The organism is Neorhizobium sp. BT27B (genome assembly GCF_050455485.1).
In the GTDB taxonomy this organism is placed as follows: domain Bacteria; phylum Pseudomonadota; class Alphaproteobacteria; order Rhizobiales; family Rhizobiaceae; genus Neorhizobium.
Window position 1 is genome coordinate 29902 of record NZ_JBCIYT010000004.1, and the last position, 20933, is coordinate 50834.

General features: G+C 59.5%; 20 protein-coding genes. 13 read left to right on the forward strand and 7 right to left on the reverse strand.

The features are described 5' to 3' along the window. Window positions 1-31 precede the first annotated feature (31 nt). The 5 genes from AAIH70_RS11930 to AAIH70_RS11950 all read right to left on the reverse strand — a co-directional run bounded on the left by AAIH70_RS11930 (window position 32) and on the right by AAIH70_RS11950 (window position 3725). Window positions 32-763 (reverse strand): amino acid ABC transporter ATP-binding protein, encoded by a 732-nt coding sequence (locus AAIH70_RS11930; protein ID WP_132275929.1) that lies wholly within the window; start codon window positions 761-763, stop codon window positions 32-34. 97 nt (window positions 764-860) lie between these two features. After that, entirely contained in the window at window positions 861-1502 is a 642-nt protein-coding gene (locus tag AAIH70_RS11935; RefSeq protein ID WP_132275692.1) for an amino acid ABC transporter permease, read from the reverse strand. A 13-nt stretch (window positions 1503-1515) separates the two neighbouring features. Further along, a complete protein-coding gene (locus AAIH70_RS11940; protein ID WP_132275689.1) occupies window positions 1516-2184 on the reverse strand; it encodes an amino acid ABC transporter permease in 669 nt (222 codons plus the stop codon). Window positions 2185-2205: 21 nt separating this feature from the next. Then, entirely contained in the window at window positions 2206-2649 is a 444-nt protein-coding gene (locus AAIH70_RS11945; RefSeq protein WP_132275686.1) for a type II 3-dehydroquinate dehydratase, read from the reverse strand. A 245-nt stretch (window positions 2650-2894) separates the two neighbouring features. Beyond that, complete coding sequence (locus AAIH70_RS11950) at window positions 2895-3725, reverse strand: transporter substrate-binding domain-containing protein (protein WP_132275683.1); 831 nt, start codon at window positions 3723-3725, stop codon at window positions 2895-2897. A gap of 192 nt (window positions 3726-3917) precedes the next feature. On the opposite strand from AAIH70_RS11950, the gene AAIH70_RS11955 reads away from it, so the two are divergent. The 4 genes from AAIH70_RS11955 (at window position 3918) to AAIH70_RS11970 (ending at window position 7775) form a co-directional block, all read left to right on the forward strand. Next, a complete protein-coding gene (locus AAIH70_RS11955; protein WP_132275680.1) occupies window positions 3918-5807 on the forward strand; it encodes a bifunctional sugar phosphate isomerase/epimerase/4-hydroxyphenylpyruvate dioxygenase family protein in 1890 nt (629 codons plus the stop codon). Window positions 5808-5917: 110 nt separating this feature from the next. Continuing rightward, entirely contained in the window at window positions 5918-6592 is a 675-nt protein-coding gene (locus AAIH70_RS11960; protein WP_132275677.1) for a GntR family transcriptional regulator, read from the forward strand. Beyond that, window positions 6585-7292 (forward strand): GntR family transcriptional regulator, encoded by a 708-nt coding sequence (locus AAIH70_RS11965; protein ID WP_132275674.1) that lies wholly within the window; start codon window positions 6585-6587, stop codon window positions 7290-7292. Before AAIH70_RS11960 ends, AAIH70_RS11965 begins: the two co-directional genes overlap by 8 nt. 126 nt (window positions 7293-7418) lie before the next feature. After that, entirely contained in the window at window positions 7419-7775 is a 357-nt protein-coding gene (locus tag AAIH70_RS11970; RefSeq protein ID WP_132275671.1) for a DUF6665 family protein, read from the forward strand. A 54-nt stretch (window positions 7776-7829) separates the two neighbouring features. Here the strand turns inward: AAIH70_RS11970 and AAIH70_RS11975 are convergent, their stop codons facing one another. After that, window positions 7830-8741 (reverse strand): AraC family transcriptional regulator, encoded by a 912-nt coding sequence (locus AAIH70_RS11975; RefSeq protein ID WP_132275668.1) that lies wholly within the window; start codon window positions 8739-8741, stop codon window positions 7830-7832. A gap of 212 nt (window positions 8742-8953) precedes the next feature. Between AAIH70_RS11975 and AAIH70_RS11980 the strand changes: the two genes are divergently transcribed. From AAIH70_RS11980 to AAIH70_RS12020, 9 genes are all read left to right on the forward strand, one after another. Then, the gene (locus tag AAIH70_RS11980) at window positions 8954-9835 is read left to right on the forward strand and encodes a carbohydrate ABC transporter permease (protein ID WP_132275665.1); all 882 of its coding nucleotides are present in this window, start codon (window positions 8954-8956) and stop codon (window positions 9833-9835) included. A gap of 3 nt (window positions 9836-9838) precedes the next feature. After that, window positions 9839-10744 carry a carbohydrate ABC transporter permease gene (locus tag AAIH70_RS11985; protein WP_132275662.1) on the forward strand — a complete coding sequence of 302 codons (906 nt, stop codon included), beginning with the start codon at window positions 9839-9841 and terminating at the stop codon, window positions 10742-10744. Window position 10745: 1 nt separating this feature from the next. After that, entirely contained in the window at window positions 10746-11864 is a 1119-nt protein-coding gene (locus AAIH70_RS11990; RefSeq protein ID WP_132275659.1) for an ABC transporter ATP-binding protein, read from the forward strand. A 51-nt stretch (window positions 11865-11915) separates the two neighbouring features. After that, a complete protein-coding gene (locus AAIH70_RS11995) occupies window positions 11916-13154 on the forward strand; it encodes an ABC transporter substrate-binding protein (RefSeq protein ID WP_430034440.1) in 1239 nt (412 codons plus the stop codon). Window positions 13155-13221: 67 nt separating this feature from the next. Further along, complete coding sequence (locus AAIH70_RS12000; protein ID WP_132275654.1) at window positions 13222-14787, forward strand: glycoside hydrolase family 28 protein; 1566 nt, start codon at window positions 13222-13224, stop codon at window positions 14785-14787. Further along, window positions 14784-15911 carry a glycoside hydrolase family 88/105 protein gene (locus AAIH70_RS12005; protein ID WP_132275651.1) on the forward strand — a complete coding sequence of 376 codons (1128 nt, stop codon included), beginning with the start codon at window positions 14784-14786 and terminating at the stop codon, window positions 15909-15911. The genes AAIH70_RS12000 and AAIH70_RS12005 overlap by 4 nt, the downstream gene beginning before the upstream one ends. Before the next feature lie 197 nt (window positions 15912-16108). Beyond that, on the forward strand, window positions 16109-17527 hold the full coding sequence (gene uxaC, locus AAIH70_RS12010) for a glucuronate isomerase (RefSeq protein ID WP_132275649.1): 1419 nt from the start codon (window positions 16109-16111) through the stop codon (window positions 17525-17527). 309 nt (window positions 17528-17836) lie between these two features. After that, complete coding sequence (gene dgoD / locus AAIH70_RS12015; RefSeq protein ID WP_132275646.1) at window positions 17837-18985, forward strand: galactonate dehydratase; 1149 nt, start codon at window positions 17837-17839, stop codon at window positions 18983-18985. A gap of 226 nt (window positions 18986-19211) precedes the next feature. Continuing rightward, the gene (locus AAIH70_RS12020) at window positions 19212-20243 is read left to right on the forward strand and encodes an L-idonate 5-dehydrogenase (RefSeq protein ID WP_132275643.1); all 1032 of its coding nucleotides are present in this window, start codon (window positions 19212-19214) and stop codon (window positions 20241-20243) included. A 50-nt stretch (window positions 20244-20293) separates the two neighbouring features. Here the strand turns inward: AAIH70_RS12020 and AAIH70_RS12025 are convergent, their stop codons facing one another. Then, a complete protein-coding gene (locus AAIH70_RS12025) occupies window positions 20294-20794 on the reverse strand; it encodes a cupin domain-containing protein (RefSeq protein WP_430034236.1) in 501 nt (166 codons plus the stop codon). Window positions 20795-20933: the final 139 nt, after the last annotated feature.

The window sequence follows — 20933 nt, forward strand, 5'->3', positions numbered from 1 at the left end:
CTCCTGACACGTGAATGGAATGCGGACGGCATCAATGCCGTCCGAGAATTTCGCCCAAGAACTTGCGGGTGCGTTCGTGCTGCGGATTGGAGAAGAATTCGGCCGGCGGCGCCTCTTCGACGATGGCGCCGCTGGCCATGAAGATGACGCGGTCGGCGACCTGACGGGCAAAGCCCATTTCATGGGTGACGCAGATCATCGTCATGCCCTCTTCGGCCAGCGCGATCATCGTATCGAGCACTTCCTTGACCATTTCCGGGTCGAGCGCCGAGGTCGGCTCGTCGAACAGCATCACCTGCGGGCGCATGCACAGCGCCCTCGCGATGGCGACACGCTGCTGCTGGCCGCCGGAAAGCTGGGCCGGATATTTTTCCGCCTGCTCGGAAATCTTCACGCGTTCCAGCAATTGCCGCGCCCGCTCTTCCGCTTCGGCCTTGCTGAGGCCCAGCGCCTTGACCGGCGCCAGCATGCAGTTCTGTAAGACGGTCAGATGCGGAAACAGGTTGAACTGCTGGAAGACCATGCCCACCTCGCGGCGCACCGCGTCGATCGTCTTCGCCTGATGTCCGAGCAACATCCCGCCAACATGGATCTGGCCTTCCTGATAAGCTTCGAGATGGTTGATGCAGCGAATGAGCGTCGATTTTCCGCTGCCCGAGGGGCCACAGAGGACGATCTTTTCACCTCTGTTGACGGTGATGTCGACATTGTGCAGCGCCTGAAAGGCTCCATACCATTTTCCGACTCCGGTCATGGTGATCATCTGCTCGGGAACATCCGTGCGGATCGCGGCCTGGGTCATGGGTAAAACTCCAAAATTTTGCCGGCATGGGCAGCAGAGAAAACGGTCGGGGTCACGGTCAGCGGACCTCGGTCGCGAACTTGCGTTCGAGATGGGCGCCATAGATCGTCAGCGGGCAGCACATCAGGAAGTAGAGGATGCCGACGACGCCGAAGACGGTGATCGGCTGAAAGATCTGGTTTGAGATGATGTTGCCGGCACGGGTGAGTTCGGTGAACCCGACGATCGAGGCAAGCGAGGTGCCCTTGATCAACTGCACGAGGAAACCGATCGTCGCGGGCAGCGAGATGCGGATCGCCTGCGGCAACACGACCTCTTTCATGCGCGAGACATAACGCAGCGCAAGTGCCTTGGCGGCTTCCGTCTGCCCTCGCGGCACAGCCTCGATCGAGCCGCGCCAGATTTCACCCAGATAGGCACTGGCATGCAAAGTCAGGCCGACGGAGACGGCGGCCCAGGCATCCATCTTGATGCCGATCAGCGCCAGTCCGTAATAGACCACAAAGAGCTGCATCAGCAGCGGCGTACCCTGAAACACCGCAATGTAACCGGCGGTCACACGCTCGATGATGGCGATGCCGCATGTGCGCGCCAGCGCCACGGCAAGGCCTGCGATAGAGCCGCAGATGAAGGCGACGATCGACAGGGCAACGGTCCATTTCAGACCGATCAGAAGGAAGAGAAATTCATCGCGACCCATGGTGCCGTTCTCCTCACTTGACCGGATAGGCGAAATAACGGGCCGAGAAGAACGCGAAGATGCGCATCATCACCCAGGATATGACGAGGTAGAAAGCCGTCACGGTGAAATAGACTTCGAAACTGCGAAAGCTGTCGGATTCGATCCGCTGCGATACCGAGGTCAGCTCATAGGCCGAGATGGCCGAGGCGATGCTGGTGGACAGCGTCAGCAGCACGAACTGGCTGGTGAGCGAGGGATAGATCGCCCGCAGTGCCGGCTTCAGAATGATCAGGCGAAACACCTGCGCCTTGTGCAGACCGAGCGCCAGCCCGGCTTCCATCTGGCCTTTCGAGATGGACTGCACGCCGCCGCGAATGATCTCGATCGCATAGGCACCGCCATTGATGCCGAGCGCGATGATGGCCGTCGGCGTCGGGTCCAGCCGGATGCCGGCGAGCGGAAGCGCGAAATAGATGAAGAAGATCTGCACCAGAAACGGCGTGTTGCGGATGATCTCGACGAAACCGATGACCAGCCAGCGCAGCGCCTTGATCGGCGACTGGCGAAGCACGACCCCGCCGATGCCGATGACGGTGGCCAGAAGCATGCCGCAGATCGCCAGCGTGAATGTGCCCAGACAAGCCGTCAGCAGATCCGGAAGGCCATCGATGACCGGTGTAAAATCCAATGTGTAGTTCATGGCGTTTCCTGCAGATAGGCCTCAGGATGGCTTGACCATTCCGGCCATCGCCTCGATGGCGAGCTCATAACCGCGCGCGCCGAAACCGATCATGATGCCGGTCGCGGTGCGGGAGATCAGCGAGTTGTGGTAGATGCTTTCGCGGGCATGCACGTTGGAGATATGCAGCTCGATCTTGGGGCCATCGAACATCTTCAGCGAATCCAGAAGTGCGATGGACGTGAACGTGTAGCCCGCCGGATTGATGATGATGCCGCAGGCCTCGCGGCGCGCCTGATGGACGGACTCCACCAGTTCACCCTCGAAATTCGTCTGCCGAAAATCGACCGAGAAGCCGAGGCTTTCCGCCTTGGCATGGCAGGCGTCGCGGATGTCGGCGAGTGTCGTCGTGCCATAGATCTCCGGTTCCCGCTCGCCCAGAAGGTTGAGGTTGGGACCGTTGAGCACGAATATGGTCTTGCTCATTGCAATGCTCCGGGCAGTGAATGCCTTGATAACCGCCGCCGGGAACGGCGGCCGGTGTTGGCACGGACGTACTGACGGATCAGGCAGGTCCAACACTTGAAGAAGACCCCTCCCCACCCTCCCCACAAGGGGGAGGGCTTAACCCAGCCGATCCGCTGAAGCCCAATCGAGGCAGGCGAATGCGGCAGGTTTTCTCCCCCCTTGTGGGGGAGATGGCCGGCAGGCCAGAGGGGGACTTTTCTTGCTCAGTTCGCCGTGAACGAAATGCCTTCGAGGCTCTTGGGGAATTCCGGCACCGGCACCTTCATCCACTTGTCGTAGATCTTCTTGTGCTCGCCATTGGTCTTGATCTTGTCGATGAACGCGTTCACCGCGACGTTGAGCTCCTTCTCACCCAGACGGGTGCAGGCGCCGTTATAAAGCTTCTGGAACTCGAGCTTGTTTTCGAACTTGCCGGGCACGGCCTTTTCGACGCGATCGAGATAGAAGATGTTGCCGCCGAGCGCATCCGTCTGGCCGGAAGCAAGCGCCTGAACGCTGGCAGCATCACCGTCATAACGGCGGATGGTGGCGGTGGGCGGTGCATTCTTGGTCACCTGCGTGTCCTGGGCAGCACCCTTGGCGACGCTGATCGTCAGGCCGGCCATGTCTTCGTTGGTCTTGATCGACTTGTCCTTGGGGCCGATCAGAACGATGGCATTGGCATTATAGGGCTGGCTGAACTGCACGGCCTTGGCGCGATCCGGCAGCATGGCCATCGTCGCAAACAGGATGTCGACGCGACCGGATGTCAGCGCGGGAATGCGGTTGTTGACTTCCAGCGGGACGAATTCGACCTCGACGCCGAGCTCCTTGGCGAACAAGGCGCCCATTTCGGCGTCAAAACCGTCCTGCTTGCCGGCACTGGTGACAAAACCCCAGGGCGGATTGTCACCCTGGATGCCGACGATGAGCTTGCCTCTGGCCTTGATTTCGTCCGGCGTGATGGCAGCGGCGGGCTGCGACAGCGACGTCGCGGCGGCGAGCGCAAGTGCGCCCAGCAGCGCCTGACGGCGCTTCAATGCGAATTTGAACATGGTGCTCCTCCCTTTGCAGGCCTTGGTCGGCCTTGCCAGCTCCTCCCGCTGACAATTGTCAAACTGCCACGAGATAATTCTCATTTCAACCGAGTTTATCAAAAACATATGATATTTTTCATTTGCACCTTAAAACCTGCGTCTATTATATGAACGGCAATGGCTCGGGAGGAGCTTTGCGAGGAGAGAGCGATGAAAACGTCGATCGCCACCGTTTCAATCAGCGGAGAGTTTCCCGAAAAACTGGCGGCCATTGCCGCCGCCGGTTTCGACGGGGTCGAGATATTCGAGAATGATTTTCTGGCTTTCGACGGCAGTCCGGCCGATGTCGGCCGCATGGTGCGCGACCATGGACTGGAGATCACCCTGTTCCAGCCGTTTCGCGATTTCGAGGGCATGCCGGAACCGTTGCGCAGCCGCACCTTTGATCGGGCGGAGCGCAAGTTCGACATCATGCAGCAACTCGGAACCGATCTCGTTCTTGTCTGCTCGAATGTCTCGCCGGCATCGCTTGGCGGCATCGACCGGGCAGCAGCGGATTTTCACGAGCTTGGCGAACGGGCGGCGAAACGTGGCTTGCGGGTGGGTTATGAAGCACTTGCCTGGGGTCGCCACATCAACGACCACCGCGACGCGTGGGAAATCGTTCGACGCGCCGACCATGCCAATATCGGCATCATTCTCGACAGTTTTCACACCCTGTCGCGCAAGATCGACATCAATTCGATCCGCTCCATCCCCAAGGACAAGATCTTTATCGTGCAGATGGCCGATGCGCCGCTGATCGACATGGATCTGCTCTACTGGTCGCGCCATTTCCGCAACATGCCGGGTGAAGGTGATCTGCCGGTGACGGAGTTTACCGCCGCCGTCGCCGCAACCGGATATGACGGTTATCTCTCGCTGGAAATCTTCAACGACCAGTTCCGCGGCGGCTCGCCCAAGGCGATTGCCGCCGATGGACATCGATCGCTGATCTATCTGGGCGACAAGGTGCGTCGCATTCCCGAAGCGTCAGCATTGACTGTCGCCGACATGCCGGATCGAGCGACGGTCAAAAGCGTCGGTTTCGTGGAGTTTTCGGCCGACGAAAAGGACGCGGAAAATCTGACGACCATTCTGCAGACGCTGGGTTTTCGCAGAACGGCAGAGCACCGCAGCAAAAAAGTCTCGCTGTTCGAACAGGGCGATATCCGCCTGATGCTGAATACCGACGAGCAGGGCTTTGCCAACGCATCCTTTGCGGTTCACGGCACCTCGGCCTATGCGGTGGCGCTCATCGTCGATGACGCCGCCAAGGCCTATGCCCGCGCCATCGCGCTCGGTGCGGAACCCTTTGCTCAGGCCGTTGCCGAAGGCGAGGTCGAAATCCCCGCCATTCGTGGCGTCGGTGGTGGGTTGATCTATCTGATCGACGACCGAAGCGATCTTGGCCGTTTCGCAGAAATCGATTTCCTGCCGGTCGCTGACAGTCCGCAGGTCGCACCGACCCATCTTCGACATGTGGACCATTTCGCCCAGACCGTCGCTTATGACGAAATGCTGACCTGGCTGCTGTTCTACACATCCATCTTCGACGCCGACAAGACGCCGATGGTGGATATCATCGACCCGGCAGGCGTGGTGCGCAGCCAGGTGGTGGAAAACGGCTCCGGCAGCCTGCGCATCACCCTCAACGGCGCAGAAAACCGACGCACGCTGGCCGGACATTTCATCGCCGAAAAATTCGGCTCGGGAATTCAGCATCTCGCGTTCCACACCGACGATATCTTTGCGACGGCGGCAGCGCTGAAAGCCAATGGCTTCCGGCCCCTGCCGATCTCGCCCAATTATTATGGCGATGTCGAAGCCCGGTTCGGCCTTGATCCCGATCTGACCGAGCGGTTGAAGGCCGACAACATCCTTTATGACCGCGACGACCACGGCGAATATTTTCAGCTTTACAGCACCACCTTCGGCGAAGGTTTCTTCTTCGAGATCGTCCAGCGCAGCGGTTATCGCGGTTATGGTGCGGCCAACGCAATCTTCCGTATCGCGGCCTTGAAGAAGGCGCTTCGGCCGGAAGGCGTCCCGAAACTCTAGGCGCGTGAAACCACCTGCATTCGAAAGTCTGGCAAGCAATGACGATATCGTTTGAGCAGATGGCGTTTGGCAGACTATACGAGGATCAAGGAAATGCCCGAGATTCACATATGTCTATCGACCCAAGCAACGAGACTGTCGCCGAAAGTACCTACAAGCGCATTCGGGCGGATATCATTTTCGGTCGCCTGCTGCCCGGCCGAAAGCTGAAACTCGACAAACTCAAGGACGATTACGCCACAAGCGTCAGCACGCTGAGGGAGATACTGAACCGACTGCATTCCGAAGGGCTTGTTGCCGCCGAAGGGCAGCGCGGCTTCGAGGTCGCCGGCATTTCCGAAGCGGATCTGCGCGAAACCGCCGAACTCCGCCTCCTTCTGGAAACGCATGCGCTCACCCAATCCTTTGAAAACGGCGATGTCGAATGGGAAGCACGGCTGGTGTCCGCGCATTACAAGCTCGCCCGCATGGAACAGGTGATGGCGTCCGGCGACACCAGCCAGGCCGAAGACTGGAAGCGCTACGACTGGGAATTTCATCAGGCGCTGATTTCCGCCTGCGGCTCGAAGCTGCTGATGAATACGCATGCCGCCGTGTTCGACAAATACCTGCGATATCAGATGGTGGCGCTCTCCTATCGCGGCGATGTCGCAGCCGAGGAGCACCAGCAGCTTCTCGACGCGGCCATGCGACGTGATCAGGAAACCGGACGAAAACTGCTGGCCCGGCATATCCAGGGCGGTGTCGAACATGCGCTTGCAAGAAGGCCGCTGACGGATGGCTAAGAAATCGACCACGCTTGAAGCGCTTCTGTCTTCGCCTGAAAACGAGCTGGGACAGACGGTCAGCGACGCCGTTTTCCGGCAGATGCGCGAGGATATCATCCTCGGCATCCTGCCACCGGGCAGCAAGATCAAGCTGGAACAGGCCCGGCAGCGATATTCGGTCAGCGTGTCGTCGCTGCGCGAAATCCTCTATCGGCTGACGGCGGAAAATCTGGTGATTGCCGAGGGCCAGCGCGGCTTCGAGGTCAGTCCCGTATCGCGACAGGAGCTGATGGAACTCGCCGACCTGCGCATCCTGCTCGAATGTCACGCGATCGAACTGTCTTTTGCCGCCGGTGATCTGGAATGGGAGGGACATATCGTCGCCGCCCACCACCGACTAGCTGCGGTGGAGCGCCGGCTCCTGAGCGGTGACTTTTCCCGCACGATCGACTGGGTGCGTTACGACTGGGAATTTCATCAGGCGATCGTCGCTGCCTGCAATTCGGCGGCGCTGATGCAGAACCTCTCATCCGTCTTTGACCGCTTTTTGCGCTACCACATGCTGGCCGAAAGTTTTCGCGGCCAGCCGGTCGTCGATGATCACCGGATGCTGTTCGAGATCGCCCTCAAAAAAGATGTCGCTGCGGCCAAGGACATTTTACGCAGGCATATCCGCAGCGGTGTGGAGCATATTCTTCAGAGCAAAACGTTTCTCTGACGCGCGTCCTAAAACGCATTCAAAGCGCATGCGTCATATTGCCGGTCGCGATACCGGCCATGTCGGGCCATGATGGTGCTTGTCATCGCGCCCATATCGGGCACGGTATCATCCACGGAGATCGACATGACAGTTCGCCCACCGGGGAATTTTGGAAAATCCGATCCGATGAAAAGCGGCCTTGCCGTCCTTGAATATGAACTGATGGCAGAGCGTGCCAGCGCGCTTGGCCGTCATGGACAAGCCGTCGAAAAGGCGATTGCCGCGCTCGTTGCCGGCGAGAGCAAGGCTTTGGACACGGAAAAACACGAACGGCTGCTTGATGCCGCTGCCGAAGCCGTCTGGGGTTTCTTCGTCCATCGCGAGACCTGCGGGCTTCACAATGGCGAGGACGTCATCAGGGAATACGGCATTCCGGGCAAGGTGCTGGCCCGGCTGGGTGCGAAACCGCGCCATGTCGATCCCGACAAGGATGAGCTCTGAGACCACGCCGTTGGCGCCATGTGGCGCCGCACATATCGAAGCGCAGCCTCGCGATTACGGCTCGGCATTCATCAGGCGCTGCTGTTCCGGCTCGTCCAGCCCCATCAGCCCGCCATTGCGATTTCGCTTCACGCGGTTCACATGGTCGCGCGGGCTCATGCCGGTCGTGCGGCGGAACATGCGTGAGAAATAATAGGGATCACCATAGCCCACTTCCGCGGCCGCGGTGGCAACCGGCATTCCGGTTTCGAGCAGGTGCATGGCACGTTCCATCCGCTTGAGTTCCTGATATTTGCGCGGCGTCTGCCCCACCCTTTTCTTGAACTCACGCAGAAAATAATCGGCATTGAACGGCGAGGCATCGACCGCCTTTTCCGAAATATCCGCATCGAGCGCGTTGGCGGATATCATCGCCACTGCCTTCATGACCGCCAGATCCAGAGCGTCCGCCCCCTCTGCCTGATAGGTGGCGCTGTCGTGCCAGCGAACGAATGCATCCTCGATATAGGCGATCAGCAGATACATGAAGAGGTGATGCTGGCTGAGCGTGATCGATGACGGCGGCGCGGTCTGCCGGTACTGTCGCACGAGCGGCTCCAGCAGCGACCATTTTTTCAGCCGCACCAGCGGCCGCAATTCCATCTGCGCGATCAGATCGTGCTTGCCGTAGATGTCGAGCATGAAATGCTGGGCGATGCCGGTATAGGCTTCCGGTCCGTGGTTCCAGCCGCGGAAACGCTGCCCCCGCCGGATCAACATCGCGTCGCCCGGCTCCATCACGTAACGCTCGCCTTCGATCACATAGTGCCCGCGCCCCTCAAGGCAGATCACCAGATCCTCCACCGGGTTGGTTTTATCGATCCTCCAGACCCTCGAATGCTGCATCCGGATGGTTGCACGCGTCAGGCTGAGCGCCAGCGCCGATGGTGCAATACTGGAGAGAATTCCACCTTCGATTTCGTCCATTTTTTTTCCCATGTTTGTTTATTCATTCTGGGACAAAAATCCCATTATGTCACGGGTATTACAGCTCAATTGGACAAATTGATCTTTGTTTGGATTGAGAGCTAAGTGCTTGACGCATAACAGCCTTGCACTTTCTGGCTGGAGGAGGAATTGAATTTGTACAAAAATGAATTTGCCTTTTCGGGGTGTCATGCACCCTCCGGAGGTATCACATGAGGTCGCAGCGTTTCTTGGGTTATGCCTATCTGGCACCCTATCTGGTCGGCCTCGTTATTTTCACGGCGATACCGTTTCTGACGTCGCTTTATCTGAGCTTCACCAGCTACGACCTGATGAGCAGCCCGCAATGGACCGGGCTTTCCAATTACCAACGACTTTTCACCCGTGACCGTACTTTTGAAAAATCGCTGAGCGTCACGCTTCTCTACGTGTTCAGCACCGTGCCGTTGAAGCTGGCCTTCGCGCTCTTCATCGCGGCCATCCTGAACTACAAGCTGAAGTTCATTAACATCTTCCGCACGGCATTTTACGTGCCGTCGATCCTTGGCGGATCGATCGCCATCGCCGTTCTGTGGCGTTACCTGTTTTCGACCGAAGGCCTCGTCAACATGGCGATCGCCACGCTCGGTTTCGGTCCTGTCGACTGGTTCGGCGATCCGGCAAATGCGCTTTTCACCATCACGCTTCTGCGTTGCTGGCAGTTCGGCTCGGCCATGGTGATCTTCCTCGCCGCCCTGCAATCGATCGACAAGTCGCTCTATGAGGCAGCCTCCATCGATGGTGCCGGCAAGGTCACGACCTTCATCTTCGTCACCCTGCCGCTTTTGACCCCGGTCATCTTCTTCAACCTCGTCATGCAGATGGTCCAGGCATTCCAGGAGTTCAACGGCCCCTACATCATCACCCAGGGCGGCCCGCTGAAATCCACCTATCTGCTGCCCCTCTACATCTACGAAGAGGCCTTCAAGAAGTTCAACATGGGCTACGCCTCGGCGATCGCCTGGGTGCTCTTCGCCATCATCATGGTCCTGACCCTCGTGGCCTTCTGGTCCTCGAAGAAATGGGTCTATTACGCCGGCGACAAGAGGAGCTGAGCCATGACAGACATCCATTTGTCCAACACATCGATCCACACAACCGACGAAGCCGCGGCCGCCCGGCGGGCGCGCATGGACCTGATCTCATCGGTCATCCGTTACGCGCTGCTGTTCGGCGTCGGTTTCCTGATGCTCTACCCGCTGATCTGGCTGGTCGGCGCCAGCTTCAAGACCAATTCGGAGATCTTCTCCGGTGCCGGTTTCCTGCCCTCAAGCCCGACGCTGGAAGGATATACTCGCGGCTGGCAGACGTCCACGCCCTACACGTTCGGCCGGTTTTTCTGGAACTCGTTCCTGATCATCCTGCCGAAGGTTATAGGCACGGCGATTTCCTGCACGATGGTGGCCTATGCCTTCGCGCGCTTCGAGTTTCCGTTCAAGAAAGTACTGTTCGGATCGGTCATTGCCGTTCTGCTGCTGCCCAACGTCGTCACCCGCATCCCGCAATATATTCTCTTCCGGGATCTCGGCTGGCTCGACAGCTTTCTGCCGCTGTGGGTGCCGTCGGCACTCGCCGGTGATGCCTTCTTCGTCTTCATGCTGGTGCAGTTCTTGCGCTCGCTGCCGACGGATATGGAAGAGGCTGCCCGCGTCGATGGCGCCAACAGCCTGCAGACGCTGGTCTATATCGTCGTCCCCATGCTCGGGCCGGCACTGGTCTCGGTCTGCCTGTTCCAGTTCATGTGGACGATGAACGATTTCCTCGGGCCGCTGATCTATATCTCGTCCGTCGACAAATACCCGGTGAGCCTCGCGCTCAAACTCTCAATCGATACAACCGAAGCCTTCGAATGGAACCGCATCCTGGCGATGTCGGTGCTCACCATCACACCTGCGCTGGTCGTGTTCTTTGTGGCGCAGCGTTACTTCATCGAAGGGATTTCTGCGGGAGGCAGGAAAGGCTGACATGGCACACGTTCAACTGAAAAACCTCGAAAAGATCTACAACAAGACCAACAAGGTCGTTCACGGTCTCAACCTCGATATCCATGACGGGGAGTTCATGGTACTGGTCGGCCCATCCGGCTGCGCCAAATCGACCACACTGCGCATGATCGCCGGGCTTGAAGACATCAGCGGTGGCGACGTCATCATCGGCGGGCAGCGCGTCAACGATCTGCCGCCGAGCAAACGCTCGATCGCCATGGTGTTCCAGAATTATGCGCTTTATCCGCATATGAAGGTGCGCGGCAATCTTTCCTTCGGCCTGCGCATTGCCGGCCGCCCGAAAGCTGAAATCGAAGCGGCCGTCGCTCATGTCGCCGCCATTCTGGAAATCGAGCCGCTGCTCGATCGTCTGCCCAAACAGTTGTCGGGCGGACAAGCACAACGTGTCGCGCTCGGACGGGCGCTGATTAAAGATCCCGGCGTCTTCTTGTTCGACGAACCGCTGTCGAACCTCGATGCCAAGCTGCGCGCCTCGATGCGGGTGCGCATCACCGATCTGCACCGCCAGCTGAAGGCACAGGGAAGCTCACCCACTGTCGTCTACGTCACCCATGACCAGACGGAAGCCATGACCATGGGTGACCGTATCTGCGTCATGCAGGCCGGCCGCATCATGCAGGTCGCGACGCCGAAGGAGCTTTATAACGCGCCCGCCAATCTGTTCGTCGCCGGGTTCATCGGCACGCCGGAAATGAACCTCGTGGAAGGGGCGATGGAGGGCGGCGATTTCGTCATGGGCAGCCAGCGTCTGACGCTGGGCGGCGAGTTGCACGGCCGGCTTTCGGGGCAGCCCGATCAGGCGGTTCTGGGCATTCGGCCACAGCAGTTTTCGCTGGTATCGGAAGGGCCGGCACTGCATGCCAGACTGGTCAATGCCGAGTTCATGGGCCACGAGGTCTACATGCACGCCGATTGCGAGGGGCGCCGCCTGATCAGCGTCGTCGGCGCTGCGGAATTCGAGGCACGCGGACAGTCGGATGTGATCCGCCTGCGCCCCGACCCGAAGACACTTCACATTTTCGATAAATCGGACGGCCGCAATGTTTCGCTGCATGGAGGCAGCAGCATCGCGGCTTAATTTCAAAGAGGAGGCAGGATTATGAAGAGCATACTCAAATCGTCAGTCATCATGGCCGGTACGGCACTGGGTCTCATCGCGATGGCACCGTCGGCAGGAGCGGCGGAACTGCGCATGTCATGGTGGGGTGGTGAAAGCCGCCACGTTGCCACACAGAAAGCCATTGCCGCCTGCGGCACCAAACACGGGCACACAGTGAAGGGGGAATTCACCGGCTTCGACGGGTATCTGGAAAAACTGACGACCCAGATGGCCGGCAAGACCGAAGCGGACATCATTCAGGTGAATTGGCCATGGCTGCCGCTGTTTTCCAAGGACGGCAACGGATTTGCCGACCTGCGCACATTGAAGGGAATCGACCTCTCCAACTGGTCGGACGCAGATCTGGCATCCGGTTCGATGAACAACGTGCTGCAGGGCGTATCGGTATCGACGACCGGCCGCGTGTTCTTCTTCAATACGACGACGCTTGAGAAAGCGGGCGTTGCCGTGCCGAAGACCTGGGAAGAGTTCTTCGAGATGACCAAGACGGTCAAGGCAAAGCTCGGCCCGGATTATTACACGTTCAACGCGGTCAAGGAGACGGCGCATCTTTTGACCATTCTGGCTGTCACCCAGGCAACCGGCAAGGACATGGTCGATCCGAAGACCAACCGTGTAGCATGGACGCCGGAAGAACTGGAAGCCGGCATCAGCTTCCTTGGCAAGCTGGTCGAAACCGGTGCCATCCGCTCGCAGAAGCAGGAAGCGGCTGATGGCAACGTCAACCTTTTCGAAAAGCCGGCATGGTCGGAAGGCAAGATTGCCGGCTCCTATGAATGGGATTCGACCTATTCGAAATATGCAGACCCGCTCAAGGATGGACAGGTTCTGAAACCCGTTCCGATGTTGAAGCTGACGAATGCCGTCACCGACGGCGTCTATCGCAAACCTTCGATGGTGTTCTCCGTTTCCAAAAACTCCAAAAACCCGGAGGCCGCCGCCCAGATCGTCAATTGCCTGCTGAACGAACCGGAAGGCATCGACATTCTCGGCACGTCGCGCGGCATTCCGGCCTCTAAGGCAGCGATCGCCCGCCTCGGCAAGGAAGGAGAGCCGGAAGTTCGTGCCGCGAACGAAATCGCCATGGCCGCCAGCGGCCCGACGATTTCGCCGTTCAACGAACACCCGGTCATCCGCAGCCTGATCATCGATACGCTTGAAGAATATGCCTACGAGCAGATCGACGAAAAGGAAGCCGCCGAACAGATCATCGAAGGCGTGAACGACGTTCTCGCCAAGTTCGACTAATCGCCAGTGGCAACCGCCACCCGGCTGCGCGTCATGCCGGGTGGCGAACCAATCCAAGAGAGAGATGATGAACAAAGCCATTGCAGTTGCGATCTCCGGCCGGATCGCGGCCATAAGATTGCCTGTGCCCGGCGCACGTTATGAGCTGACACAACCGCTTTCCTGGCGCTTGTCTCAGGCCGGAAGCAATGAATTTTCGCAGCAGGGTACGACCGACCGGGTTGTGACGCTTGTTGACGGACTCGAACCCGACACGCGCTATCGGCTTTCTGTCGAGGGCTTTGCGGATTTCCATTTCCAGACACGGGGCTGCGCGGGCCTGGTCAATGCCGCAAATTTCGGGCTCGTCGCGGATGCGCCGCTGACCGATCTCGAGTCTGCCCAGCATAATGCAAGCAAGCTGAACGAGGCGCTGGCCTATGTTCCTGTCGGCGGCACGCTTCATATCGGCCCGGGCGTCTGGACAACACTGCCACTGGCGCTCAAGAGCGACATGACGCTCAATCTGGCAAAGGGCGCCGTTCTTCGCGCACCAAGCCTGCGCGACGGCTGGCCCATTCTGCCGGCGCATGATGCCGCCGATCATATGCTCGGCAGTTGGGAAGGGTTGCCGGACGCGTGTTTCGCGGCACCGGTGCATGCGATCGGCACCGAGCGGCTGATCATCGAAGGCAGAGGCGTTCTCGACGGCTCGGGCAATGCCGGCGACTGGTGGACATGGCCCAAGGAAACCCGCAACGGCGCGCGACGCCCGCGCGGTCTGCATCTGATCGACTGCAGGGATGTCACCCTACTCGGCTTTACCATTCGCAACGCGCCGTCATGGACAGTGCATCCGCAAGGCTGTGACGGCCTGAAAGCAGTCGGACTTCATATTCAGGCTCCGCATGACAGCCCCAACACCGATGGGTTCGATCCAGAAGGCTGCACCGATGTGCGCGTCGAAGGTGTACGTTTCTCCGTCGGGGACGATTGCATTGCAATCAAGGCCGGGAAACGCGGTCGCTCAGGAGAAGCCGGGCATCTGCGCGAAACACGCGGCATCGACATCCGCCACTGCATGATGGAACGCGGCCATGGCGGCGTCGTCATCGGCTCGGAAATGTCCGGCGGCGTTCATGACGTGACGGTCGAGGATTGCGAGATGATCGGCACCGATCGCGGCTTGCGCATCAAGACACGGCGCGGACGCGGTGGAGCGATCAGCAATATTGCGATGCGCCGGGTCAGGATGGACGGTGTACTGGTGCCGCTGTCGGCCAACGCTCATTATTTCTGCGATGCGGACGGCCATGATGAATGGGTACAATCGCGCGAACCGGCAGCCGTTGTCGAAGGCACGCCGGAGATCGATGGCATCCTCGTCGAGGATGTCGATGTGCATGGCCTCGCATTGGCGACCGGTGTTTTTCTGGGCCTGCCGGAAATGCCCATACGCAACATTCGCATCCGGCAACTGCGCGTCCACTCCCATGATCCGACCGCGACACCGATGCCGCCGATCATGGCCGACGGGGTTCGCCCGATGCGTCACGAAGGCATTCTCGGCGAACATGCCGAGATCGATTGCGACAACCTCAAACTTCTTTCAACCGATCCGATCTCTCTCTCCAACCTGTTGGCGGCCTCATGAAACCCACCGAATATTTCGACCAATTCTGCAGCCGCTACGAAGCCTATAAGAACGGCGCCTGGTGTTATGAGGACGGCTGCATCTATCGTGGGCTGGAACTGCTCTACAAGGCAACCGGCGAGCAACGCTGGTTCGACCACCTTATCCGGCTGATCTCGCCGCAGGTCGGCAAGGATGGAAGTCTGGCGGGTTACACGCCGGATGAATTCAATATCGACAACATCCTGCCCGGTCGCAACCTGCTGTTCCTTGATCGCGAAACCGGCGATCCGCGTTACATGGCTGCAGCGAAACGCCTGATCGCCCAGCTTGACACCCATCCGCGCATCCCCGCCGGCAATTACTGGCACAAGAAGCGGTATCATTCCCAGGTCTGGCTGGATGGCCTCTACATGGGCCTGCCGTTTCAGGTGGAATACGCGATGGCGGCCGGTGAAACACCGCGGATCAGCGACGCATTGCAGCAGATGGCGACGGCGCTTGCCCTGACGGCGATCGGCGGCGGCATGCATGTTCACGGTTACGACGACAGCCGCAAGGAAAAATGGGCGGATTCCGCCACCGGCAAATCGCCGGCAGTCTGGGCACGCGCCATGGGCTGGCAGGCAATGGCGCTGGTGGATATTCTGGCGGTTCTGCCGGACGATCACGCAACGGCAGCGCTGCGAAGGCAGACAGGCACCATCCTCACCGCAATCGCGAACCGACAGCAGGCGTCAGGCCTCTGGCCCCAGGTTCTCGACGCGCCGGACCTTGACGGCAACTACGAGGAAACCTCGGCCTCAGCGATGTTTGCCTATGCACTTTCCTACGCCACCGACCTCCATCTTGATGCACCGGACATGCAGCGTGTTACCGCAGCAGGCGCAAAAGCAGTCGATGCACTGGCCGATACGCGGCTCATCGATGAGGACGGCGAAACCCGCCTCACCGGCATTTGCCAGGTCGCCGGTCTCGGGCCGTTCAATGGACGCTACCGTGATGGTTCACCGGAATATTACCTCGTTGAAGAGGTCGTGTCCGACGATGCCAAGGGCGTGGGCCCTTTCATGATGGCGTATGCGCAAGTCATTTTGTCGCTCAAAGATCAGGTTGCACCTGTACGGCACTTGGCATCTAACTGACGCGGCATCCCGCCAAGCGGGACCACCACTGAGATTCGTGTTTCGCGCCTTGGAGGCTCGCGCGCGGCACGACATCCACTGAGCCTTGCCGGCGAATGGATTTTGATCGTCACCACACGACACAAAGCCACGCGCCGGAGACAGCATCACGGAATGCACAGCCATGGGAGGCGGGGCATGTCTAGAAAGGGTATCGAATGACCAACACGTTTTCACTTCATCCGGATCGGCTTTTTCCCGATGCGCCCGCCACGCGGGATATTGCCCGCAGCCTTTACGCCAAGGTTGCCGACCTGCCGATCGTCAGCCCGCATGGCCATACGGAACCTTCCTGGTTTGCAGACAATGCGCCGTTCGGCGATCCTTCCAGCCTCTTCATCGTTCCCGACCACTATGTCCACCGCATGCTCTACAGCCAGGGAATCCGGCTCGAAAGCCTCGGCATTCCGACCATAGACGGCACGGAAGTGGAGACTGACAAGCGCAAGATCTGGCGCATCTTTGCCGAGAATTTTCACCTGTTCCGCGGCACGCCGTCCTGGATCTGGCTGGCCCATGCCTTCACCGAGGTGTTCGGCATCAAGGAACGGCTGACTGCGGAAAGCGCCGACCGCTTCTATGACCACATTTCCGAAGCACTTCAGCGCCCCGAATTCCTGCCGCGCGCACTTTACGAGCGTTTCAACATCGAGGTGATCGCCACCACGGAAAGCCCGCTCGACGATTTGCGCCACCATCGCAAACTGGGTGAGAGTGGGTGGAAGGGCCGCGTCGTCTCGGCATTCCGTCCCGACCCGGTTGTTGATCCGGAATTCCCGAATTTTGCGAAAAATGTCGCGGAACTCGGCCGCATTACCGGCGGCAACGTTTCCAGTTTCGCCGGTTACCTGGGCGCCCTGCAGAACCGCCGCCAGTATTTCAAGGAGGTGGCCGGCGCCACGTCGACAGACCACGGCCATGCAACGGCCCGTACCGAAAACCTTTCCGATGAAGATGCCGCGTCACTTTACCAGCGGGTCATCAGCGGCGCGGTTTCTACCGCCGATGCCGAAACCTTCCGTGGCCAGATGCTGACGGAAATGGCCAAGATGAGCGTTGTCGACGGTCTGGTCATGCAGATCCATCCCGGTGCATTCCGCGATCACAACCACCAGATCTTTGCCCGATACGGCAAGGACAAGGGCGCCGACATTCCGAAGGCAACCGACTATGTCGGCAATTTGAAGCCATTGCTCGACCGTTTCGGCAACGACCCGCGCCTCACCGTCATCCTGTTCACGCTGGACGAAACCGCCTATGCCCGCGAACTGGCACCGCTGGCGGGCCATTATCCGGCGCTGCGCCTCGGCCCGGCCTGGTGGTTCCATGACAGCCCCGAAGGCATCCGCCGCTACCGCGAGCAGACGACGGAAACGGCCGGTTTCTACAACACGGTCGGCTTCAACGACGACACCCGCGCCTTCCTGTCCATCCCTGCCCGCCATGACGTGGCGCGCCGTATCGATTGCGGTTTCCTTGCGCGACTGGTGGCCGAGCATCGTCTGGAGATCGACGACGCCCACGAACTGGCCTGGGAACTGGCCTATAACCTGGCGAAGACAGCTTACAAGCTGTGATCGCGTAAACAGTCCAGACCTGCAGCCGCGCCCTGTCTCGGGGCGCGGTTTTTTTGTGCTGAATAGGTTTGCGGCTTGCAGGAGAGACCCTCGATAAAGCTGCGGCAAAAAATCATATTTAGTTTGACAATAAGTATGATTTATTTAGCTTCGCCTCCGCTTACATCGAAGATGTCGGCAGCGGGAGAGGCAATTGAAATCCTGCAGCGTTGCAGGCTCCGTGACGATCTCCAACGATCCGGCACGCCGCAACACGGCCGCAGACGCATGCAGAAATCCGGCGCCGGCCGGGCAAATGGGTATAGACGCATGAAAATCACCAAGCTCACCACCTACATCGTGCCGCCGCGCTGGCTGTTCCTGAAAATCGAGACGGATGAGGGCATTTTCGGCTGGGGCGAACCGGTTGTCGAAGGCCGTGCCCTCACCGTTCAGGCCGCCGTTCACGAGCTCGAAGATTACCTGATCGGTAAGGATCCGTTTCTGATCGAGGACCACTGGCAGGTCATGTATCGCGGCGGCTTTTACCGTGGTGGCGCCGTTCATATGTCGGCTATCGCCGGCATCGACCAGGCGCTGTGGGATATCAAGGGCAAGGCGCTTGGCCAGCCGATCCATTCCCTGCTCGGCGGTCAGGTGCGCGACCGCATCAAGGTTTATTCGTGGATCGGCGGCGACCGGCCGTCCGACGTCGCCAACAATGCCAGGGACGTCGTCGCGCGCGGCTTCAAGGCGATCAAGCTCAACGGCTGCGAGGAAATGCAGATCGTCGATACCAACGAAAAGGTCGACAAGGCCATCGAAACCATCGCCATCATCCGCGAAGCTGTCGGCCCGCATATCGGCATCGGCGTCGATTTCCACGGCCGGGTGCACAAGCCGATGGCCAAGGTTCTCGCCAAGGAACTCGAGCCATACAAGCTGATGTTCATCGAGGAGCCGGTGCTTTCCGAAAACCGCGAGACGCTGAAGGAAATCGCCAACCATTGCTCGACACCGATCGCGCTCGGCGAACGCCTCTTCTCCCGCTGGGATTTCAAGCAGGTTCTGTCGGACGGTTATGTCGATATCATCCAGCCTGACCTTTCGCATGCCGGCGGCATCACCGAATGCCGCAAGATCGCGGCGATGGCGGAGGCCTATGACGTGGCACTTGCGCCGCATTGCCCGCTGGGGCCGATCGCGCTTGCCGCCTGCCTGCAGGTCGATGCCGTCAGCCACAATGCCTTCATTCAGGAGCAGAGCCTCGGCATCCATTACAACAAGGGCAACGACATCCTCGATTACATCTCCAACAAGGAAGTGTTTCATTATGCCGACGGTTTTGTCAGCATTCCGCAGGGGCCGGGGCTTGGTATCGAGGTGGACGAGCAATATGTGATCGAACGCGCCAAGGAAGGCCATCGCTGGCGCAATCCGATCTGGCGCCATGAGGATGGCAGTGTTGCCGAATGGTGAGATAACGGCATAACATGGCATTGTCGGACAGCGAGGAGGCTGGCCGACATATGCATTTTACGGAATGGCCGTCTGGCCGAGACCTTTGGGAGGGTTCGATGAAGGATGTTGATGCGGCGGATGTGTTACGCCGCTTTTGTCGTGACGCCGGAAACTGTTCCCGACCCGTGGCCTTGGCCCGTCGCGCTGACACCCTCACCCATCGCCACCCTCTCAAGGATCGTCCATGAAAGCCGTCGTCATTCACAAGGAACATGATCTCAGGATCGAGGAGCGCGATGTCGGCGAACCCGGTCCCGGCGAAGTCCGCATTCGCCTCAAGGCCGGCGGCATCTGTGGCTCCGATCTGCATTATTATCATCATGCCGGATTTGGCACGGTGCGGGTTCGCGAACCGATGATCCTGGGTCACGAGGCTTCCGGCGAGATCGCGGCGGTCGGTGAAGGCGTAACCCATGTGACGGTCGGGCAGCGCGTTGCCATCAATCCCAGCCGTCCGCAGGGTGATTGCGAATTCATGCGCGAGGGCCAACGGCAGCACGCCATGGAAATGCGGTTCAACGGTTCGGCCATGCGTTTTCCGCATGTGCAGGGCCTGTTTCGCGAGGAAATCGTCGTCGAGGCCGATCAGGCCGTGCCGGTCGGCCCCGACACACCATTCGAGGAGGCCGCCTGCTGCGAACCGCTGGCAGTGTGCCTGCATGCCATCGAACAGGCGGGATCGCTGGTCGGCAAACGTGTCCTGATCACCGGCACCGGCACGATCGGCTGCCTGACCATTCTGGCCGCCCGTTTCGCCGGCGCCAGCGAGATCATCGCCACCGACATTTCCAACTCCGCGCTAGCAATCGCAAAATCCATCGGTGCCGACACGGTCATCAATGTCGCCGAACAGCCGGACGGGCTGACACCCTATGCTGAAGGCAAGGGCCAGATCCACGTTGCTTTCGAATGCTCGGGCAGCGGCCCGGTTCTGGCAGGCCTGCTGAAGGTGGTTCGCCCGCGCGGAACGATCGTCGCCGTCGGCATGGGCAATGACGTCACTCTGCCCATCAGTGCCATCGTTACCAAGGAACTGGTGGTGCGCGGCACGTTTCGCTTCGATGCCGAATTCGCTCTTGCGGCAAAGCTGATTTCCGACCGGCGCATCGACGTGCGGCCGCTCCTGTCGGCCCAGATCCCGATGGACCGCGCGGTCGAGGCATTCGATCTTGCCAGCGACCGCACGAAATCGATGAAAGTGCACCTCACCTTCTGAGTTTCACGCTCGAAGGCCGCCCGTCCGGGGCGGCCTGTCGGCGGATGCTTTTACTCCGGCGCCCCCGGATGCTTGTGGATCGGGTCCACCCAATAGACCGCTTCCGGTTTCTCGACCGGATCCACATCGGTGATATTAACGACCACCGCCTCGTTGTCGGAGCGCACCAACACGCATTCCAGCACGTTGTCCGGGTCGGCATTGATTTCCTGATGCGGCACATAGGGTGGCACGAAAATGAAGTCACCGGGGCCGGCCTCGGCGACATATTCCAGCTTGTCGCCCCAGCGCATACGCGCCTTGCCGCGTACGACAAAGATGACGCTTTCCAGCGCGCCGTGATGGTGCACGCCGGTCTTGGCATTCGGTTCGATCGCCACCGTCCCAGCCCAGATCTTCTGTGCGCCGACACGCGCATGGTTGATCGCCGCCTGCCGGTACATGCCGGGTGTCTGCGCTGTATTGTCGTCGAGTTGATCACCCTTGATGACGCGCACGCCATTGTGTTTCCAGTGATCATCGTCGTGATGATGGTGGTGGTCATCCGCCATGCGCCATCTCCTTCATCTCATTTGAATATCGACGTCCCGCAGTAATCACCTCTAAGCCACGAGCACAGCGATGTTAACCCTGTCGTTTTTGCGCCCCATTGGTTAATGCATAAAAATGAAGTTTAGATCAAATAATATA

What these genes read in the sequence shown, in the direction of transcription:
- AAIH70_RS11930 (WP_132275929.1), bottom strand. Translation starts at nt 763, where the DNA reads ATGATCACCATGACCGGAGTCGGAAAATGGTATGGAGCCTTTCAGGCG.
- AAIH70_RS11935 (WP_132275692.1), bottom strand. Translation starts at nt 1,502, where the DNA reads ATGGGTCGCGATGAATTTCTCTTCCTTCTGATCGGTCTGAAATGGACC.
- AAIH70_RS11940 (WP_132275689.1), bottom strand. Translation starts at nt 2,184, where the DNA reads ATGAACTACACATTGGATTTTACACCGGTCATCGATGGCCTTCCGGAT.
- AAIH70_RS11945 (WP_132275686.1), bottom strand. Translation starts at nt 2,649, where the DNA reads ATGAGCAAGACCATATTCGTGCTCAACGGTCCCAACCTCAACCTTCTG.
- AAIH70_RS11950 (WP_132275683.1), bottom strand. Translation starts at nt 3,725, where the DNA reads ATGTTCAAATTCGCATTGAAGCGCCGTCAGGCGCTGCTGGGCGCACTT.
- AAIH70_RS11955 (WP_132275680.1), top strand. Translation starts at nt 3,918, where the DNA reads ATGAAAACGTCGATCGCCACCGTTTCAATCAGCGGAGAGTTTCCCGAA.
- AAIH70_RS11960 (WP_132275677.1), top strand. Translation starts at nt 5,918, where the DNA reads ATGTCTATCGACCCAAGCAACGAGACTGTCGCCGAAAGTACCTACAAG.
- AAIH70_RS11965 (WP_132275674.1), top strand. Translation starts at nt 6,585, where the DNA reads ATGGCTAAGAAATCGACCACGCTTGAAGCGCTTCTGTCTTCGCCTGAA.
- AAIH70_RS11970 (WP_132275671.1), top strand. Translation starts at nt 7,419, where the DNA reads ATGACAGTTCGCCCACCGGGGAATTTTGGAAAATCCGATCCGATGAAA.
- AAIH70_RS11975 (WP_132275668.1), bottom strand. Translation starts at nt 8,741, where the DNA reads ATGGACGAAATCGAAGGTGGAATTCTCTCCAGTATTGCACCATCGGCG.
- AAIH70_RS11980 (WP_132275665.1), top strand. Translation starts at nt 8,954, where the DNA reads ATGAGGTCGCAGCGTTTCTTGGGTTATGCCTATCTGGCACCCTATCTG.
- AAIH70_RS11985 (WP_132275662.1), top strand. Translation starts at nt 9,839, where the DNA reads ATGACAGACATCCATTTGTCCAACACATCGATCCACACAACCGACGAA.
- AAIH70_RS11990 (WP_132275659.1), top strand. Translation starts at nt 10,746, where the DNA reads ATGGCACACGTTCAACTGAAAAACCTCGAAAAGATCTACAACAAGACC.
- AAIH70_RS11995 (WP_430034440.1), top strand. Translation starts at nt 11,916, where the DNA reads ATGGCCGGTACGGCACTGGGTCTCATCGCGATGGCACCGTCGGCAGGA.
- AAIH70_RS12000 (WP_132275654.1), top strand. Translation starts at nt 13,222, where the DNA reads ATGAACAAAGCCATTGCAGTTGCGATCTCCGGCCGGATCGCGGCCATA.
- AAIH70_RS12005 (WP_132275651.1), top strand. Translation starts at nt 14,784, where the DNA reads ATGAAACCCACCGAATATTTCGACCAATTCTGCAGCCGCTACGAAGCC.
- uxaC (WP_132275649.1), top strand. Translation starts at nt 16,109, where the DNA reads ATGACCAACACGTTTTCACTTCATCCGGATCGGCTTTTTCCCGATGCG.
- dgoD (WP_132275646.1), top strand. Translation starts at nt 17,837, where the DNA reads ATGAAAATCACCAAGCTCACCACCTACATCGTGCCGCCGCGCTGGCTG.
- AAIH70_RS12020 (WP_132275643.1), top strand. Translation starts at nt 19,212, where the DNA reads ATGAAAGCCGTCGTCATTCACAAGGAACATGATCTCAGGATCGAGGAG.
- AAIH70_RS12025 (WP_430034236.1), bottom strand. Translation starts at nt 20,794, where the DNA reads ATGGCGGATGACCACCACCATCATCACGACGATGATCACTGGAAACAC.